The organism is Anoxybacillus sp. TBDG-1, from assembly GCF_054815885.1.
Genome location: NZ_JBTZSY010000003.1, coordinates 100,132 through 115,648 on the forward strand (window position 1 = coordinate 100,132; position 15,517 = coordinate 115,648).

Sequence of the window (15,517 nt, forward strand, 5' to 3'; positions counted from 1 at the left end):
AAGTCTTTTTTTCGCATGCTCGATCACGCATAATAAAAGTAAGGAGGGGATTTCATTGCATAAATTAGTTGATCAATTATTTTTTGAATTGCAGCGTCCAGTAACGATTGAATCACGCGATTTTGAATTGCTTGCATATAGCGGTCATCATGATCAAACGGACGAAGTACGCATGCGCACGATTTTAAGTAAAAGGGCGGCTGCCCACGTCTTTCAATATTTACACGAACATGGATGGATGAAAAAAATTGAACAGGCAGACGGAGTTGTTAGCATCCCTCCACTTCCCGATATTGATCTTGGTGCTCGCGCGGTCGTTTGTTTAAAGCATGGAGAGAAAGTGTATGGCTATCTTTGGGTGCAAGCTGCGTTTCACGATTTGACAGAGGAACAGCGAAAACGAATCGAAGACGTAGCAAAAGAAGCGGCACATATGTTACATGAACAAATGGGAAAACGTTATAAACGTCAAGAAGAAATCAATGATCTCTTTCTCCGTTTTATTCAATATCGTGACATAAGTGAACGTGATGTTCAAATGGAAGCCCAGCTACTTGGTGTGACGCTCCCTTCGTCATTTGTTGTTTCCGCTTTATATGTTCAGAAGAATGAAAAGAAAGATGATATTCGTCAATACATGACGTTTATAACAAGAACAATACATGCCCCAATTTTTTTTATCGAACATCATCACCCATTTTTACTCATTGTCGGAGGGACGACTACACAACGACCGATTGATGTGTTAAAAATGATAATTACAAAATTACAACAGGACTTTCGTTGTGATATGGATCGTGACGTTATTGTTGGTATTGGCAATGAATATAGTGGATTTCAAAGACTGCGTGATAGCTACAAAGAAGCGATCGAAGTGATCCATTTGAAAAGACATATAGATGAGTGTTTACCACATGCTTACGGTGATTTAGGGATTTATCGCATCATTCCATTCATATACGAACAATACAAACAACGTCGCTATACAAACGAAGCATTAGCAAAACTAAAAAAGCACGACGAACAACACGGGACGGACTTTTTGCACACGCTTCGTGCATACATTCAACATGACTGCAATATAAAGCAAACAGCCGAAAGTTTATACATTCATCCCAACACGTTGCATTATCGACTAAAGCGCATGCAGGCAATTACAAATCTACCGCTTCATGATTTTGAACAACGAATGATGTTGTATATTGATCTCCTTTTATACAAATATAAGGAAGATGTTGTGGATGAACAACAAAAATAAGTAGAAATGATTATATGTAGACGACAAACAATTTTCAGAAAGTATAAATTATAATGAATCGTAGAATATGTGACAAATTCGTGAAAGGATCGATGCATGTGACAGTACCATACAAACATGAACCATTTACAAACTTTGCTCTTGAACATGAATCGGAAGCGTTTCGGAAAGCGCTTGCTTACGTCGAAACGCAACTTGGACAAGAGTATCCCCTCATCATCGGGGAAAGGCGAGTCATCACCGAAGAAAAGGTGGTGTCGACGAATCCAGCCAATAAACAACAAGTCGTTGGCGTTGTGTCGAAAGCGACGAAAGCGCTTGCTGATGAAGCGATGTCTGCTGCACTTTCTGCGTTTGAAACGTGGAAGCGCGTGTCACCACAGGCACGTGCCGATGTGTTACTTCGTGCCGCAGCGATGTTAAGAAGAAGAAAACATGAATTTTCCGCATGGCTAGTGAAAGAAGTCGGTAAGCCGTGGAAAGAAGCAGATGCTGATACGGCAGAAGCGATTGATTTTTTAGAGTATTACGCTCGGCAAATGATTTCTCTTTCGGAAGGTGTGCCCGTATTGAGTCGTCCGGGTGAAGCGAACCGATTTTTTTACGTGCCGCTTGGTGTCGGTTTAATTATTTCGCCATTTAACTTTCCGCTTGCGATTATGGCTGGAACGACGGTGGCTGCTATTGTGACAGGCAACACGGTTATTTTACGTCCATCTGATCGTGCGCCAATTGTCGCTGCAAAATTTGTTGAGCTCATGGAAGAAGCCGGTCTTCCAAAAGGGGTATTAAATTATTTGCCGGGCGGGGAAGCAGAAGTAGGGGAATATATCGTCGAACATCCGCAAACGCGCTTTATTTCGTTTACAGGATCACGCGCCGTTGGCTGCCGCATTTACGAGCGTGCTGCAATTGTTCAACCTGGTCAAAAATGGTTGAAGCGTGTTATTGCGGAAATGGGTGGAAAAGATGCGATTATCGTTGACAAGGATGCTGACCTTGAATTAGCAGCACAGTCAATTGTCGCTTCTGCATTCGGTTTTTCAGGGCAAAAATGTTCCGCATGCTCGCGAGCGATCGTGCTTGAAGATGTATACGATGAAGTGCTTGCGCGTGTTGTCGAGCTAACAAAACAATTAAAAGTTGGCAATCCAAAAGAGCAAAGCACATTTATGGGACCGGTCATTGATCAAGTATCGTACGATAAAATTATGGGCTATATCGAAATTGGCAAGCAAGAAGGGAGACTCATGACGGGTGGGAAAGGAGACGATTCACAAGGATTTTTTATCGAACCGACAATTTTTGCAGACGTCGCACCAACTGCCCGAATTATGCAAGAAGAAATTTTTGGTCCGATCGTTGCGTTTACGAAAGTGCGTACGTTTGATGAAGCGCTTGACGTGGCGAACAATACAGATTACGGATTAACAGGGGCAGTCATTTCAAACAATCGTGCTCATTTAGAAAAAGCGCGTGAACAGTTTCATGTTGGGAATTTATATTTCAATCGCGGTTGCACAGGTGCGATTGTCGGCTATCATCCGTTTGGTGGGTTTAACATGTCAGGAACAGATTCTAAAGCAGGCGGTCCGGACTATTTATTGCTCCATATGCAAGCAAAAACGGTTAGCGAAATGTTTTAACATTTAAAAGAGGTGAACAACATGCTCGCACAACTATCGAAAAACATCTTTCTATATGCTTCGCAAAGTAAAATGCTAAATCAGGCTGCGAAAAAATGGGGGCTCCGTTTCGGAGCTTCCCAAGTCGTTGCAGGGGAGACGATTGAAAGCGCTATCAAAAAAGTGCGTGAACTAAACGAAAAAGGGCTCGTTTGTACACTTGATCATTTAGGAGAGTTTGTTTCAAGCCGCGAAGAAGCCCTTGAAGCGACACAATATAATATTCGCACGTTAGAAGCGATTTATCGCGCAGGCGTCCATAGCAATTTATCTGTCAAGTTGACACAACTTGGGCTCGATATTGATTTTGATTTTTGTTTAAACAATATGCGTCAAATTGTTGAAACGGCAAAACGGTACAACAATTTTGTGCGCATCGATATGGAAGATTCAGGACATTGCCAAGCGACGCTCGATTTATTACATGAACTTCGCCGCACGTACGACAACGTTGGAACTGTCATTCAAGCCTATTTATATCGCGCTGAACAAGATGTAAAAGATTTGAAAGGAGTATCGCTTCGTTTGGTGAAAGGGGCGTATAAAGAGCCGCCAGAAGTGGCGTTTCAAGATAAACAACAAATTGATGAAAACTATATGAATATTATTCGACTTCATTTATTAAGCGGAAGTTATACAGCAATTGCTACACACGACCATCATATTATCGAAAAAGTAAAAAAATTTGTAGAAGAAAATAACATTTCGCGTAATCAATTTGAGTTTCAAATGTTGTATGGTTTTCGGACAGATATGCAACGACAGTTAGCAAAAGAAGGATATACGATGCGTGTATACGTTCCGTTCGGAAATGACTGGTTCGGTTATTTTATGCGTCGGCTAGCAGAACGTCCACAAAACGTGGCGTTCGCATTCAAAGGGTTTTTTGGAAAATAATTTTTTGTACAAATTGTGAACATATTTTAGTATAATGATAGTTACAAAGGGGTTTTATCGACAACAAGGGAAGGGGAGATTACTTTGGTTATTGCATCAGTTGTGACGTATTTAATTGGGATGTTGCTTATCGGGTATTGGGCGTATAAGCGGACATCGAACTTGTCCGATTATATGTTAGGTGGACGAACGCTCGGACCAGCGGTGACGGCGTTAAGCGCCGGGGCGTCCGACATGAGCGGTTGGTTGCTTCTCGGTTTACCTGGTGCCATGTATGCGCAAGGGTTAAGCGCTTCATGGATTGTCATCGGATTAGCCCTTGGTGCATATGCGAACTGGCTATATGTTGCGCCACGCTTACGGGTATATACGGAAGTGGCGAACGATTCGATTACAATTCCGTCATTTTTAGAAAATCGTTTTGGTGATACATCGAAGCTATTGCGTCTCGTCTCCGGATTCGTGATTATGATTTTCTTTACGTTTTACGTTTCTTCTGGTCTCGTCTCTGGCGGGGTTATGTTTAAAAACTCGTTCGGTACAGATTATCATACAGGGCTATGGATTGTCGCAGGCGTTGTCGTTGCATACACGTTGTTTGGGGGATTTTTAGCGGTTAGTTGGACAGATTTTGTACAAGGTCTCATCATGTTTATTGCACTTATTCTCGTCCCTGTTGTGACGCTTATGCATACAGGGGGATTAACAGAGACAACAACAACGATTCGCGACATCGATCCGAATTTGCTCGATTTGTTTAAAGGGACAAGCGTCGTCGGTATCATTTCCTTATTTGCATGGGGGCTTGGTTATTTCGGACAGCCACACATTATCGTTCGCTTTATGGCGATTTCATCGGTCAAAGAGATGAAACAAGCGCGTCGTATCGGGATGGGATGGATGATCTTTTCGTCTGTTGGCGCGATGTTAACAGGTCTTTTTGGAATCGCTTACTTTAAACAAGCCGGTATGACGTTAGAAGATCCAGAAACGGTATTTATTAAACTTGGTGAAATTTTATTCCATCCGCTTATTACAGGATTTTTACTTGCAGCCATTTTAGCGGCAATTATGAGCACGATTTCATCGCAATTACTTGTGACATCAAGCTCGCTAACGGAAGATTTATATAAAATTTTATTCCGTCGCTCAGCGTCCGATAAAGAGCTTGTATTTGTCGGTCGTTTATCGGTGTTGCTTGTTGCTATTGTTGCTTTAATACTAGCATACGAGCAAAACAATACGATTTTAAATCTCGTTGGTTATGCATGGGCTGGATTTGGTGCTTCGTTTGGTCCTGTCATTATATTAAGCCTATATTGGCGTCGTATGACAAAATGGGGAGCGCTTGCAGGGATGATTGCGGGTGCAACGACTGTTATCGTTTGGGCGAACTCTTCATACGCAAGCGTCATGTACGAAATGGTACCAGGCTTTATTGCAAGCTTTGTTGCGATCATTATCGTTAGCTTATTGACAGCTACCCCAGAGAAAAAGATTACAGAGCAATTTGATACGTTTCAACGTACCATTTCATTATAAGAAAAAGGTGTCCAACTGGGCACCTTTTTTATCTTTTTATACAGAAAATTGTCGGATGGCTCGTTTCATTTCATTCGAAATATACTCTGATTTTGAAGCAGATGTTGCTATTTGTTCAATAACCTCATTTGTTTCGATTAATCGGCTAGATAGTTCATTTACTTCTCGAGCACTATTTGCTGTGGCTGTAGACACTTCATGAATAGAAGTAATCATTTCATGTAAAGCACGATTTAACTCGGTAGCTGTGCGGCTGAATTGAGCGACAACATGTTCGATAAAGGAGGCGGTTTGTTCATATTGTTTTGTAACATTTTTCATTTGTTCATAATCGCGTTGGACGTCTGTTGAAACGTATAATACTACAGCTGAAGCGCTTGTTGACAGCTGCTCTACAGCAGATGTCAACTGTTTGGCGACATGTTGAATATTTTCAACCGCTTGTTGTGATTGTTCAGCTAATTTACGAATTTCTTCTGCAACGACAGCAAAACCTCTTCCTTGTTCTCCAACGCGAGAAGCTTCAATCGAAGCATTGAGGGCTAATAAATTTGTTTGTTTTGCAATATTCATAATCGTATTTGTAAATAGTTCAATATCTGTTACAACATGTGAAGCTTCAATCGCTTTTTCTAATCTTGTTTTCGTTTCTGTTAACAGTTTGACTGCCTTTTCCGATGATGATGTGACGGTATGGTCAATTTTCATAGCTTGTTGGCGAATAGTTGAAGCGCTTTGTTCGCCCTCTTTCATTTTGTAAATCATTTGTTGAACAGCGTTTTCAATCTCTTTTGATGTAGCAGACATTTGCTCAGCAAACGCTGCTGTTTCTTCGACGTTTCCAGACATGTTTTTCGTTGCAGATGAAATATGTCCAAGTTGATTACTTAAATGGCGAATATCTTGATAGACGGTAGAAATGATTCCATCAAGCTCATGGGCTTCGTGTTGGATACGCCAAATCATCGTGGCGAGCGTATCTAATACGACGTTAAAGTTAGCAACGATACGTCCGATTTCGTCATTGCTCTTTAAGGCAAGTCGAGATGTAAAATCTCCATTTTGTACAATGGTTTCGAACTGTTTGTTCATCTCTTTCATCGCTCGAATGAATGTCACTTTTCCGATAAAAAAACTAATCAGTCCGACGATGATACCAGCTCCAATACAAAGAAGTGTAAAATATGTAGCGTATGACGGATGTTTATATACCGTAAAAAAACTAGCAATGATCGGAAAGGCAAGCCCCATTGCAATGCCTGTTCCAACAGAAGTAAGTAAAAAGCGTCCAGTTACACTTGACAACACATATGTCACCTCCAACAAAAAGACTATTTCAAAAGTACTACAATCATATATGTGTAGCAATACGTATGTATGTATTTTTTAGAATTTTTACACATCATTGATATTGTTTTATGATATATTTACAAAAAAAGTCGTTAACATTTATAAATGACATGTTTGGGGGAATGAAAGTGAGCACATTTGGAGCAATAATCGCTTTTTTGTTAGCTGTTGTTCTTATTTTACGAAACGTTCCAGTAGGGTATGGAATGATGTGCGGAGCGTTTATTGGTGCTTTACTTGGTGGTGCTTCCATCGATGGGGCAGTTTATTTGATGATTAATGGGGCAAAAGAGATGACTCCGTCTATTTTGCGCATTTTAGCTGCGGGTGTGCTTGCTGGTGTATTGATGGAATCGGGAGCGGCTGTGGCAATTGCGGAAAAGCTTGTGCGAGCGTGTGGGGAAAAATATGCGCTATTTGCGTTATGTTGTACAGCAATGGTTTTAACAGCTTGTGGGGTGTTTGTTGATGTTGCCATTATGACAATTGCCCCTGTTGCGCTTGCTATTGCGCATCGGCTTGAAATTTCGCGTTTTGCGATATTGCTCGCATTAATTGGTGGGGGAAAAGCAGGGAATATCATTTCACCTAACCCAAACACGATCACCGCAGCGGAGGCGTTTCATGTGCCCCTTTCTTCACTTATGATCGCAGGCATCGTACCAGCTATTGTCGGTCTTTTTGTGACGTATCAACTCGCCAAGCGATGGCGGCGCGATCATGATATGGGACATATATTAGAAGTCGAAACAGTTGAAAAAGAAACACTTTCATGGCAAAAGGCGATCGTTGCTCCTAGTGTTGCGATCATTCTTTTATTGTCTCGTCCGCTTTTAGGGGTGTCAATTGATCCACTTATTGCTTTACCGGTCGGCGCATTAATTGGCGTAATGGTTATGAATAAAATGAGTGAGCTAAACGTCTTTTTACGTGTAGGGATGGAAAAAATGAGCGGCGTTGTTTTTATGCTTGTTGGCACAGGAACGTTAGCGGGGGTGATTGCAAATTCATCGTTACATCAAACGTTTATGCTTACGCTTGAATCGTTTGGTTTTTCTCCATATGTGATCGCCCCTCTTGCCGGTGCGCTATTATCAGGTGTTACCGCATCAACAACAGCAGGCACAGCCATCGCGAGCCACGTGTTTGGAGAAACATTAATTGAAGCTGGTGTTTCATCGCTTGCCGGAGCGGCCATGGTGCATGCGGGCGCAACAGTGCTCGATCATTTACCGCACGGTAGCTTTTTTCATATTACTGCAGCCAGTATACATATGTCAACGAAAGAAAGACTAACATTGCTTCCATACGAAACGCTTATCGGCATAGCAATCGCAACAACATCTACGATCATTTTTTATATATTTTTATAAAACTATGTTCTAAATAATCAACAAATAAAATAAAAAAAGGATTTCTAACCCATGCGTAGAAAAAGAATGATATACATAAAAGGGGGAGTAGGAGACATGAGAAGCATATGTATATGTTTAGGCGTTTGTCTATTTTTATTCGCCCGCCCAGCTTGGGCACAAGGGGAAACGAGCATTACATTAAGCGTTGCTGGCGATGTCACGCTCGGTCGTGATGAAAATTATGGCTATGCTTATTCATTTGATCATGAGGCGAAAAAAAACGGTCTTGCTTTTTTTACTAAATATATCGAGCCCATTTTTAAACAAGATGATTTTACAACAGTTAATTTGGAAACGACGTTAACGACAGCCACGCAAAAAGCAGAGAAGAAGTTTCGGTTTCGAGGCGATCCGTCGTATGTCGATATTTTAACGCGCGCGAGCATTGAAGGGGTGAATCTTGCCAATAATCATACGTTCGACTATGGACAAAAGGGATATACGGATACGATTGCGACGTTAAAACGAGCGAACATCGGTTATTTTGGAAACGGCATACCGCTTGTAAAAACAGTCAAAGGAGTGAAAATTGGAACGCTCGGCTATAAAGGTTGGAGCGATACGACAGCGGTACGCAAGCAAATCACAAACGACATACGTTCATTACAAAAGCAAGGGGCACAAATTATTCTCGTTCATTTTCATTGGGGCGAAGAGCGAAGCTATGTACCAAATCCTACGCAAAAAGCGTTAGGAAGATTTGCGATCGACAGTGGAGCAGATCTTGTTGTAGGTCATCATCCGCATGTCATTCAAGGTATTGAACAATATAAGGGAAAAATAATTGTTTATAGCTTAGGCAACTTTATGTTTGGAGGCAACAAAAATCCGAGCGATAAAGATACGTTCGTTTATCAACAAACATTTTATTTCGCAAGCGGCATAAAACAACCAAAAACAACAATTCGCATTATCCCATTCCGCATCTCGTCTGTGACGACACGAAACAATTATCAACCGATTCCGCTTCAAGGAGAAGAAGCAAGTCGCGTAAAAACAAAGATTGTAAATTTGTCAGCGAAAATTAATCAACCGACATGGCTCGTATATGAAAAATAATGTACAATGGAAATAAAAAGAGGTGATTTCATGTACATTGGGGACATTATTTTTCAACTCGTCATGCTTGGAATGATTGCTTTATTTGTTTTCGGAGTGATATGGTTCATACGTTTAACAATAAGGAAAAATCAGCAAAAAAGTTCGGCGATTGCCGAACTTTTTTATTTGACGATTAATACGGGTGCTTCCACTCGTTTTGCAATTTTATGGCTAACGCTCCCTAGCACCATTTCTTGTAACGTATTTAATCCACGGCTACCGACAACGACGAGGTCAAAAGGATGAGCATTTGCAAATTCCACAATAGCTGGCCCTGGTTCCCCTTTTAACATACGAATCTCGTACGGAATATTTGCTTCTTTCAGCAACGACTCGGTTGAAGCTAACCGTTTTTTACGCATTGCTTCACGTTCTTCCGCATTTCCTTCTAACAATACATCTGTTTTCGCTGTCGTCGTATTAATGACGTACACAACTGTAATCATTGCATCTTTTATATATAAACAAAATTCAATCGCTTTTTTGGCTGCGCGTAAAGCATGCTCTGATCCGTCTGATGCTAATAAAATACGTTTCATTGTTTTAACCTCGCAATCGTTTTTTATTCATTATACCTTGTTAAGAAAGGTTTTTCAAAAAAATTTTTGGTACCGCTTTCCTACTTGATATGTATATGTTTATAGCGCTTTTTTTTATTGTGCGCAAGGTTGAGTATATGAACGTTGTTATGTATAATCGCTTTGTTATGTTCGGAACGGCTTCTCTATGGGAGAAGCAATATAACAAGGAAAGAGGGGTTGTATGTTTAATAGTTGGAAACAAGAATGGTTTGGAAACGTTCGAGGAGATGTACTGGCAGGGCTTGTTGTTGCGCTTGCACTTATTCCAGAAGCAATTGCTTTTTCAATTATTCTAGGTGTCGATCCAATGGTTGGTTTATACGCTTCGTTTTGTATTGCTGTCGTTATCGCTTTTGTCGGTGGAAGATCTGGAATGGTTTCAGCTGCAACGGGAGCGATGGCGCTTATTCTCGTCAATTTAGTGGCAGAACATGGAGTTCAATATATGCTTGCAGCAACGATCTTGACAGGAGTTATTCAAATTGTTTTAGGAATACTTCGGGTCGGAAATTTAATAAAATTTATTCCACGTCCAGTGATTGTCGGTTTTGTTAATGCACTTGCGATTTTAATTTTTGCAGCTCAACTGCCGCATTTTCAAGGTGAATCTTGGATAATGTACGCGCTTGTTGCGCTTGGCTTATTCATTATTTACGTGTTTCCGCGCATGACAACGGCTGTTCCATCTCCTCTTGTTGCGATTGTTGTCATTACAGCAATTGCTTTCGTAGCTAAACTTGATGTGCGTACAGTAGGGGACATGGGAGAAATTTCAGCAACGTTGCCAAGTTTTTTTATCCCAAATGTGCCATTGACGCTTGAAACGCTTACCATCATTTTTCCATATTCCTTATCACTTGCGCTCGTTGGATTAATTGAATCTCTTTTGACTGCGCAAATTGTCGATGATTTGACGGATTCAGAAAGCGATAAAAATAAAGAGTCACGCGGACAAGGGATCGCTAATATTATTACCGGCTTTTTTGGCGGTATGGCAGGTTGCGCAATGATTGGACAATCGGTTATTAATGTCAAATCTGGCGGACGCGGCCGTCTCTCTACCTTGGTTGCTGGTGTGTTTTTAATGGTGCTCATCGTTGCGTTGAACCGTCTTGTTATTGCAATTCCGCTTGCGGCACTCGTTGCAGTTATGATTATGGTATCTATTAGTACGTTTGATTGGGGTTCGCTTCAACGACTAGCAAAAGTGCCGAGAGCGGATGCTTTTGTCATGATTTTAACTGTTGCCACGGTGGTAATCACGCATAACTTAGCGATTGGCGTGATCGTCGGAATTGTTTTAAGTGCTTTATTTTTTGCGGCAGACATGTCAAAAGTGAAAGTAACAAAAACGATGAAAGGCGATGTGGCGATATACGACGTAGAGGGAACACTATTTTTTGCTTCGGCAAACGATTTTGTCCGTTCATTTCATTACAGTGATAATGTAAAAAAAGTAAACATTAACTTAGCGAAAGCACGTATTAAAGATGAAACGGGCGTACATGCAATCGATCGCGTCGTGCTGAAAATGCATCAAAATGGCATTGAAGCCCATGTCATCGGTTTAAGTGAAGCATGCGAAACACTTGTAAATCGCCTTGCACTGTATAACAAGCCGGGCGGTCTTGAACAAACGATTGGACATTAAACCCGAGCGACATGCTCGGGTTTTATAATCATTTCCCACAAGATGGACAAAATTGAAAGTTTGTTTGTACGGTTGTTCCACAATACGGACAAAATTTTTCTCCTCCGTTACGACGAAAGTGAGTGTTTAGCGGATCTTTTTCTTCACTTTCATCAACGATATCAACGATGGACATCCGTTCTTTTCCTGTGGCGTTTTTATAATGATAAACTGCCTGAAAAATACTAAGACCAATAAAAATGAGTCCGAAAAGAGGAAAAATTTGTGTCCCTGGAAACGGCGAATCTCGCGTCATAGAAAGGGTCATAAATGTCCAGAAAACACCAAAAATAATCGAGAAAATGCTTCCAACGAACCCCTGTATCGATGGTCCACGACCAGGTTTAATGCTTTTCATTTGTTTTCCCCCAATCTGTTTGCTGCATCCATTATATACAAAAAATAAGGATTATTCATTTGTTTTTGGATAAAAAAGTTAGAATATATGCTACAATGAACATGGATACCATACAATATATGTGTAGGCATTATTATGCAAAGGGAGGTTTCATCATATGACATTATCATCATTAAGGCGTGAAGCAAGGGAAGCGTTGAGAGGAAAATGGGGCAGTGCGGTACTTCTTATGCTTGTTTATGCGGTTGTAACAATTATTTTCCCGATGGTAGTTGAAATTGGATTAAGTGGAGGATGGGATATATGGATTGAACAAGAAAACGTGCCCGTATCCGCTTCGATTGTCAGTATGATTATTTCATTTGCACTCATTCCGTTTAGTGTGGTCTTGTATTGGGTGTTTTTGGATGCGTATCGCCATGAACCTGTTCGGATCTCCCCGATGTTTACGGTATATAAAAATGGAAAGCTATCATTAAAACTCATTGGTACGTCTATTTTGTTTGGTATTTTTGTATTTTTATGGAGTTTACTACTTATTATCCCCGGAATCATTAAAACGTTATCTTACTCACAAACATTCTTTTTATTAAAAGACCATCCAGAATATGGTTCACTGCAAGCGATTAGCGAAAGTAAAAAACGAATGAAAGGGTATAAAGGGAAATTATTTTTATTATATTTGAGTTTTATCGGCTGGGGACTTCTCTCTATTGTAACGTTCGGGATCGGACTTTTATGGCTCGTTCCGTACGTCTACACATCGCTTGCTGCATTTTATGATCAATTTATTCGGACGCAAGAAGTGCAAGCTGAGTAAACCGAACAAGGGCAGCCTTGTTCGTTTTTTTATAAATAAAACTAGCAAAATATCAAATCATTTTGTAAAATCATTAAAAAAAGAATATTGTTTCTTTTTGTCGAAAATATGTAACTGCATTCGTTTTTATTTAACCATATACGCACGTTTGTAAAATGAAGAATAATAGTGACATACTATAATTGAAATGTGTTATAATAAATATGGAGAAATTTTTAGTCGAATCGACGGGAACATTTAGGGGGTCTACAATGAAGACAGATGTCATTTTAATTGGCGCGGGGATTATGAGTGCGACATTAGGGACGTTGTTGAAAGAGCTAGCACCAGAGTGGGAGATCACTGTATTTGAACGACTTGACCAACCAGCAGAAGAAAGCTCGAATGAATGGAACAATGCCGGAACGGGTCATGCCGCACTTTGTGAACTAAACTACACAGTTGAAAAAGCGGATGGATCAATTGATATAAGCAAAGCGATTAAAATTAATGAGCAGTTTCAAGAGTCATTGCAATTCTGGTCTTATCTCGTTCAAAACAAACGCATCCGTGATCCGAAACAATTTATTATGCCAATCCCACATATGAGTTTCGTACAAGGGGAAGAAAACGTCGCATTTTTGAAGAAGCGCTTTGAACAAATGGCGGCTCATCCTTTGTTTAAGGGCATGGAATTTTCTGATGATCCACAAAAATTAAAAGAATGGATTCCGCTGATGATGGAAGACCGAATCGTCACCGAACCGATTGCCGCAACGCACATCGAGTCAGGTACAGATGTGAATTTTGGCGCTTTAACGCGCATGTTATTTGAACATTTAGAACATAAGCATGTGAATTTGTATTATAAACATCATGTGGAAGATATGAAACGGACAAATGACAACTTATGGGAAGTAAAAGTGCGCAATTTAGCGACTGGGGAAGTTGACGTTCACATAGCGAAGTTCGTTTTTATCGGCGCGGGTGGGGGAAGTTTGCATTTATTACAAAAGTCGGGGATCCCTGAAGGAAAAGGAATCGGTGGCTTCCCAGTAAGCGGGCTATTTATGGTGTGCAACAATCAAGACATTATCGACCAACATCATGCGAAAGTGTACGGCAAAGCGAAAGTTGGCGCTCCGCCGATGTCTGTTCCTCATTTAGATACACGTTTTATTGACGGTAAAAAAATGTTATTGTTCGGACCATTCGCTGGATTTTCACCGAAGTTTTTAAAGAACGGATCGCTGTTTGATTTAATCACGTCTGTCAAGCCACATAACGTGTTAACGATGCTTGCGGCAGGGGCTAAAAACATGGCGCTAACAAAATATTTGATTGAACAAGTGATGTTATCAAAAGAACAGCGTATGGAAGAATTGCGTGAATTTATCCCGCATGCGAAAAGTGAAGATTGGGATGTCATTATTGCCGGTCAGCGTGTACAAGTCATTAAAGATACAGAAGCAGGTGGCAAAGGTACGCTTCAATTCGGTACGGAAGTTGTTGCCGCCCATGACGGATCAGTTGCTGCTTTACTTGGTGCATCGCCAGGCGCGTCAACGGCTGTTCACGTCATGCTTGAAGTGATTGAAAAATGTTTCCCGAACGAAATGAAACAATGGGAAGCGAAAATTAAAGAAATGATTCCATCGTATGGTGTATCACTTATGAAAAACGAAACGCTTTTACGCGATGTACAAACGCTTGCTGCCCAAACGCTTGGCTTAAAAGAAAGCATGCCGCTTCAAATTGCATAAACGCAAAAGACAGAAGTCGATCGGCTTCTGTCTTTGTTGTTGAAAAAACGAAGCGACAATTTTTTATTTGCAAAATACAAATAATAACGTATAATAAAAGCAAGAGGTGAGAAAATGGAAAATGTTCGCGAACTATTCCATACGATGACGAAACGGCTTGGGCTGTTAGACCGCAATTGCTGCACGGTTGGCGGTGTTGAGCTATCGCTCGTGCAAAGCCATATTTTATACGAAATCGGTCGCATGAACGAACCGTCGATGCAGCAAGTCGCTGACGCCTTGGCGATCGACATTACGACGTTTAGCCGTCAAATTCAAACGCTTGTGAAAATGAATTTAGTGAAAAAAACGCCTTATCCGCACGATCGTCGTATTTACATTTTGTCATTAACGCCAGAAGGAAAATATGTTGTAGCGAAAATTGACTCGGAAGTGAATGAATATTTGGGAGAAGTACTTTCGCATATGAGCGAGTTTGAGCGCGAAACTGTGATTCGTTCGATTCGCTTATTGAATGAATGTATGGCGAAATCAACTGTCTGTTGCAAACCGTTGTTTTAAGGCAAAGTTTTTCTTGTCTATGGTTTGCATAAATATTTGCACATTGCAAATAAAAGGAGAATGTATTTGGAAACAATCGTTTAGGGAGGTGAAGTGCTGTTAAAATGTTTTTATAAAAAATTGTAAAACTCTATATACAAATTGTAAAAAAAGTATGGCATTATTGTATATAGAGAGGTGATGATGATGAAGTATTATAGTATAGGCGAGTTTGCTAAACTAATAGGCAGAACGGAACAAACCTTGAGGAATTGGGATAAGAGCAATAGATTAAAACCAGCTTATGTTGCTCCGTGTGGATTTAGGTATAAATATGGTACTACTATTGAAATAATTGATAACACAGAAAAAACCGAAGAGCAAGAACTTGTAGAAGATTTAGTCCAAATAATAACCGTATTTAGCTGTAAACTTCAAGGCAAAAGAGCCAATAAAGCCAAGAGAATGGTTAAGGAGCTAACCGAAAATGATTAAAACATATCAGGTTATGCTACTTCCGAATAACAAACAAAAAACA

At 40.4% G+C, this 15,517-nt stretch carries 14 protein-coding genes and 1 pseudogene; 12 read left to right on the forward strand and 3 right to left on the reverse strand.

The window, feature by feature from the left end; all coding sequences use genetic code 11:
- The first annotated feature begins 55 nt into the window (after positions 1-55).
- From ACYQY7_RS02065 to putP, 4 genes are all read left to right on the forward strand, one after another.
- A complete protein-coding gene (locus ACYQY7_RS02065; RefSeq protein ID WP_461200488.1) occupies positions 56-1,258 on the forward strand; it encodes a PucR family transcriptional regulator in 1,203 nt (400 codons plus the stop codon).
- 98 nt (positions 1,259-1,356) lie between these two features.
- A complete protein-coding gene (gene pruA, locus ACYQY7_RS02070) occupies positions 1,357-2,904 on the forward strand; it encodes an L-glutamate gamma-semialdehyde dehydrogenase (protein ID WP_461200489.1) in 1,548 nt (515 codons plus the stop codon).
- Positions 2,905-2,925: 21 nt separating this feature from the next.
- Positions 2,926-3,840, forward strand: a complete 915-nt coding sequence (locus ACYQY7_RS02075) for a proline dehydrogenase family protein (protein WP_461200490.1) — start codon at positions 2,926-2,928, stop codon at positions 3,838-3,840.
- A gap of 84 nt (positions 3,841-3,924) precedes the next feature.
- Positions 3,925-5,382 (forward strand): sodium/proline symporter PutP, encoded by a 1,458-nt coding sequence (gene putP, locus ACYQY7_RS02080; protein WP_461200491.1) that lies wholly within the window; start codon positions 3,925-3,927, stop codon positions 5,380-5,382.
- Between the two features lie 36 nt (positions 5,383-5,418).
- Here the strand turns inward: putP and ACYQY7_RS02085 are convergent, their stop codons facing one another.
- Positions 5,419-6,690: a methyl-accepting chemotaxis protein gene (locus tag ACYQY7_RS02085; protein WP_461200492.1), complete on the reverse strand. Its 1,272-nt coding sequence runs from the start codon at positions 6,688-6,690 to the stop codon at positions 5,419-5,421.
- Positions 6,691-6,854: 164 nt separating this feature from the next.
- On the opposite strand from ACYQY7_RS02085, the gene ACYQY7_RS02090 reads away from it, so the two are divergent.
- From ACYQY7_RS02090 to ACYQY7_RS02100, 3 genes and pseudogenes are all read left to right on the forward strand, one after another.
- Entirely contained in the window at positions 6,855-8,105 is a 1,251-nt protein-coding gene (locus ACYQY7_RS02090; protein ID WP_461200493.1) for a GntP family permease, read from the forward strand.
- A 96-nt stretch (positions 8,106-8,201) separates the two neighbouring features.
- Positions 8,202-9,206 carry a CapA family protein gene (locus ACYQY7_RS02095; protein ID WP_461200494.1) on the forward strand — a complete coding sequence of 335 codons (1,005 nt, stop codon included), beginning with the start codon at positions 8,202-8,204 and terminating at the stop codon, positions 9,204-9,206.
- A gap of 30 nt (positions 9,207-9,236) precedes the next feature.
- Positions 9,237-9,341, forward strand: a pseudogene (locus ACYQY7_RS02100) (DUF4083 family protein); the annotation flags it as partial.
- A gap of 29 nt (positions 9,342-9,370) precedes the next feature.
- On the opposite strand, the gene ACYQY7_RS02105 reads toward ACYQY7_RS02100, so the two are convergent.
- Entirely contained in the window at positions 9,371-9,787 is a 417-nt protein-coding gene (locus ACYQY7_RS02105; RefSeq protein WP_461200495.1) for a universal stress protein, read from the reverse strand.
- A 223-nt stretch (positions 9,788-10,010) separates the two neighbouring features.
- On the opposite strand from ACYQY7_RS02105, the gene ACYQY7_RS02110 reads away from it, so the two are divergent.
- Positions 10,011-11,480 carry a SulP family inorganic anion transporter gene (locus ACYQY7_RS02110; protein ID WP_461200496.1) on the forward strand — a complete coding sequence of 490 codons (1,470 nt, stop codon included), beginning with the start codon at positions 10,011-10,013 and terminating at the stop codon, positions 11,478-11,480.
- A 28-nt stretch (positions 11,481-11,508) separates the two neighbouring features.
- Here the strand turns inward: ACYQY7_RS02110 and ACYQY7_RS02115 are convergent, their stop codons facing one another.
- Positions 11,509-11,877: a zinc ribbon domain-containing protein gene (locus ACYQY7_RS02115; RefSeq protein WP_461200497.1), complete on the reverse strand. Its 369-nt coding sequence runs from the start codon at positions 11,875-11,877 to the stop codon at positions 11,509-11,511.
- 157 nt (positions 11,878-12,034) lie between these two features.
- Here ACYQY7_RS02115 and ACYQY7_RS02120 point away from each other — a divergent pair, with 157 nt between their 5' ends.
- From ACYQY7_RS02120 to ACYQY7_RS02135, 4 genes are all read left to right on the forward strand, one after another.
- Positions 12,035-12,697: a DUF975 family protein gene (locus ACYQY7_RS02120; protein WP_461200498.1), complete on the forward strand. Its 663-nt coding sequence runs from the start codon at positions 12,035-12,037 to the stop codon at positions 12,695-12,697.
- Positions 12,698-12,900: 203 nt separating this feature from the next.
- A complete protein-coding gene (locus ACYQY7_RS02125) occupies positions 12,901-14,439 on the forward strand; it encodes a malate:quinone oxidoreductase (protein ID WP_461200499.1) in 1,539 nt (512 codons plus the stop codon).
- Between the two features lie 114 nt (positions 14,440-14,553).
- Entirely contained in the window at positions 14,554-15,000 is a 447-nt protein-coding gene (locus tag ACYQY7_RS02130; RefSeq protein ID WP_461200500.1) for a MarR family winged helix-turn-helix transcriptional regulator, read from the forward strand.
- A gap of 186 nt (positions 15,001-15,186) precedes the next feature.
- On the forward strand, positions 15,187-15,474 hold the full coding sequence (locus ACYQY7_RS02135) for a MerR family transcriptional regulator (RefSeq protein ID WP_461200501.1): 288 nt from the start codon (positions 15,187-15,189) through the stop codon (positions 15,472-15,474).
- Positions 15,475-15,517 lie beyond the last annotated feature (43 nt).